Origin of the sequence: Bradyrhizobium sp. SHOUNA76 (assembly GCF_023006445.1) — a bacterium.
GTDB lineage: Bacteria > Pseudomonadota > Alphaproteobacteria > Rhizobiales > Xanthobacteraceae > Bradyrhizobium.
The window spans coordinates 1-3,117 of record NZ_JALBHA010000632.1 but is presented as its reverse complement, the minus strand read 5'-3'; the positions used below and the strand labels follow the sequence as shown (position 1 = coordinate 3,117).

The window sequence follows — 3,117 nt, the reverse complement described above, 5'->3', positions numbered from 1 at the left end:
GAGCGCCGGCAGCAGAAGACCGTGGCGCAGCAGATCGCATCGAGCGAACCGGTATCCGAGTATGCCCGCCGGCCCGCGCCGCAGGGCCTGGACATGCATGGCCGTCCCGCGCCTGTTGCGCCGGCGCCACAGGGCGACGACCATCTTGATATCCCGGCCTTCCTGCGGCGGCAGGCGACCTGAGGATTGTTACAATAAGGCAGACGAAAAAAGGTCCCGGCAACAAGCTTGCCGGGACCTTTCCTTTTGTCCCGTGCATACCCGGATTGCGCAGTCAAGCAACTGATTTTAAATCATTAATTACGTGTTCGGGTGTTCAGTAGAATTGCCGGCAGCGGCCCAAAACCTCGGCGCAATTTGGTTAAGCCTTGGCGCGAATACGGCAGGTTTGGGGTAACAATCGGTAAAAAAGCGTGAGTTGGCGCTGTTTGAGGCAGTGACTATGGTTTGCCGTGACTTGGGGATACGGATTCGCGGCGCCGGCACTGGCCGGCCAAGTGGGTCTAGTATAAGTCGCAGTGGGTCGTAGTGGGGCGGGTTCCTGATGAAATTTAGCCGGCAAACAACGCTTCGTGCGCAAGCCTCTGTGGCAGGCGTGGGCGTTCATTCCGGTCTTCCCGTCACCCTCACGCTTGGGCCTGCGCCTGTCGACGCGGGCTTTATTTTTGTCCGGACGGGCCTTGAGGGAAGTGATCGCGAAGTTCAGGCGACCGCTGACCAGGTGATCGCGACCGACTTCGCCACCGTTCTCGGCGATCGCAACGGTCCGCTGGTCTCCACTGCCGAGCACGTGCTTGCTGCACTGCGGGGCATGGGTGTCGACAACGCCACGATCGAGATCGACGGTCCGGAAGTGCCGATCATGGACGGCAGCGCTGCGGCCTTCATTGCGGCGATCGACCAGGCCGGTATCGTGACCCAACCGGCACAGCGCCGCTTCATTCAGGTTTTGAAGCCGATCTCGGTCAAGATCGGCGACTCCTTCGGCGAGATCAGGCCCTACGCCAATGGGTTCTCCGTCGAGGTCGAGATCGACTTCACCAATCCCGTCATCGGCCAGCAGGCTTACGCTTTCGACCTCAATCCGGAACGTTTCCGCCGCGAAGTCGGCCGGGCCCGGACCTTCGGTCTGATGTCCGACGTTGCGCGGCTCTGGAGCGCGGGTTATGCCCTCGGCGCCTCCTTCGACAACACCGTCGTGTTCGACGACGAGCGGCTGCTCAACACCGAGGGCCTGCGCTACGCCGATGAATGCGCCCGCCACAAGGTGCTGGACGTGATCGGCGATCTCTCGCTGGCCGGCCTGCCGCTGCTTGGCGCCTACCGCTCGGTGCGTGGCGGCCACAAGCTCAACCACGCCGTCCTGACCGCGTTGCTCGCCGACCGTACCGCCTGGCGGGTGGTCGAGGGCGAGGCGGCCCGCCGCACCACGCGTCCCCAGGGCGAAGTCGGTCGCGGTATCGTCGGGGGCCGGATTGCTGCGGCCTACGGGCCCGACGTGTCCTGACGGCCCTGCTGTCGCAGGCCCTGGCCGCGGCTTACCCCGGGAAACTCCCGGTAACCATGATCGGCTAGGATTGCGGCGCGTTCGCCTTAATCCGGGCGAAATGCCTGCCTATCCGGTTGGTTAAAGATCGCTTTTCGGATACATCGGCGTGGTCGCATGGCAGGCACCACGGTTACATTTCGCGCCCATGACGGGGTTCATGGGCTGGCGGGCACCGCATCACAGGGCGTCAGGGCTTAAACTCATGTCGGCACAGCGTATGACGCGCGGATATTTCTCGGTCTCGCCGCGAGCCCGTGGGCCGCTTCAGGCCGTCACCTTCATCATGCTCGCGTTGCCGCTCGCCGGCTGCGGCACCGGCTCGCTCTGGGACAAGTTCACTGCCAAGGACGACACTTTCGTCGAGGAGCCCGCCGACAAGATCTACAATGAGGGCCTGTACCTCATGAACGAGAAGAAGGACATGAAGGCGGCGAACAGGAAGTTCGAAGAGGTCGACCGCCAGCATCCTTATTCCGAATGGGCCCGCAAATCGCTGCTGATGTCGGCCTATGCGTCCTACCAGGGCGGCGACTTCGACGGCTGCATCGGCGCCGCCACCCGCTACGTCACGCTGCATCCCGGCAGCCCGGATGCGGCCTATGCGCAATATCTGATCGCGGCCTCCCATTACGACCAGATCCCGGACATCAGCCGCGACCAGGCCCGCACCGAGAAGGCGATCGCCGCTCTGGAAGAGGTGGTGCGCAAATATCCCAACTCGGAATATGCGACGTCGGCCAAGGCCAAGATCGAGGGTGCGCGCGACCAGCTCGCCGGCAAGGAAATGAATGTCGGCCGCTACTACGCACAGAAGCGCGACTACACGGCGGCGATCAACCGCTACAAAACCGTCGTCACGCAGTACCAGACCACCCGCCATGTCGAGGAGGCGCTGTTCCGGCTCACCGAGGCCTATTTGGCGATCGGCATCGTCGGCGAGGCGCAGACCGCGGCGGCCGTGCTTGGGCACAATTTTCCTGACAGTCGCTGGTACAAGGACGCCTATAATCTTGTAAAATCCGGCGGTCTCGAACCGAGCGAGAATCAGGGGTCTTGGATCAGCCGGACCTTCAAGAAGATGGGTCTCGGCTAGGAAATTTGGTTCCATGCTGGCGCGTCTGTCGATCCGTGACATCGTCCTGATCGAACGGCTCGATATCGAATTCGCCACCGGCCTTGCGGTTTTGACCGGCGAGACCGGTGCGGGCAAATCCATCCTGCTCGATGCCTTTGCGCTGGCGCTCGGCGGCCGCGGCGATGCCGGCCTCGTGCGCCACGGCGCGGAGCAGGGGCAGGTCACTGCCATGTTCGATATCCCCAAGAATCACCCAGCGACGAAGATCCTCGCCGAGAACGGTCTGGAGGACACCGGCGAGATGATTCTCCGCCGCGTGCAGCTCGCCGACGGCCGCACCCGCGCCTTCATCAACGACCAGTCGATCAGCGTGCAGACGCTGAAGGCGGTCGGTGCCGCCCTGGTCGAGATCCACGGCCAGCACGACGAGCGCGCGCTGGTCGATGCCGCCACCCACCGCCGCCTGCTCGATGCCTTCGCCGGCCTGGAGAAG

The 3,117-nt window shown here is 63.5% G+C and carries 3 protein-coding genes and 1 pseudogene; all 4 read left to right on the top strand.

What is annotated here, in order from left to right; translation table 11 throughout:
- Nucleotides 1-183: pseudogene (locus tag MOV74_RS34755) on the top strand (cell division protein FtsZ); the annotation flags it as partial.
- A gap of 361 nt (nucleotides 184-544) precedes the next feature.
- Entirely contained in the window at nucleotides 545-1,507 is a 963-nt protein-coding gene (gene lpxC / locus MOV74_RS34750; protein ID WP_246931534.1) for a UDP-3-O-acyl-N-acetylglucosamine deacetylase, read from the top strand.
- A gap of 244 nt (nucleotides 1,508-1,751) precedes the next feature.
- Nucleotides 1,752-2,642: an outer membrane protein assembly factor BamD gene (locus MOV74_RS34745; RefSeq protein ID WP_246931532.1), complete on the top strand. Its 891-nt coding sequence runs from the start codon at nucleotides 1,752-1,754 to the stop codon at nucleotides 2,640-2,642.
- A 13-nt stretch (nucleotides 2,643-2,655) separates the two neighbouring features.
- A partial coding sequence (locus tag MOV74_RS34740) for an AAA family ATPase (RefSeq protein WP_246931530.1) occupies nucleotides 2,656-3,117 on the top strand: 462 nt, incomplete at its 3' end.

Excerpts from the sequence above, each read along its gene's own strand:
- lpxC (WP_246931534.1), top strand. The coding sequence starts at position 545 with ATGAAATTTAGCCGGCAAACAACGCTTCGTGCGCAAGCCTCTGTGGCA.
- MOV74_RS34745 (WP_246931532.1), top strand. The coding sequence starts at position 1,752 with ATGTCGGCACAGCGTATGACGCGCGGATATTTCTCGGTCTCGCCGCGA.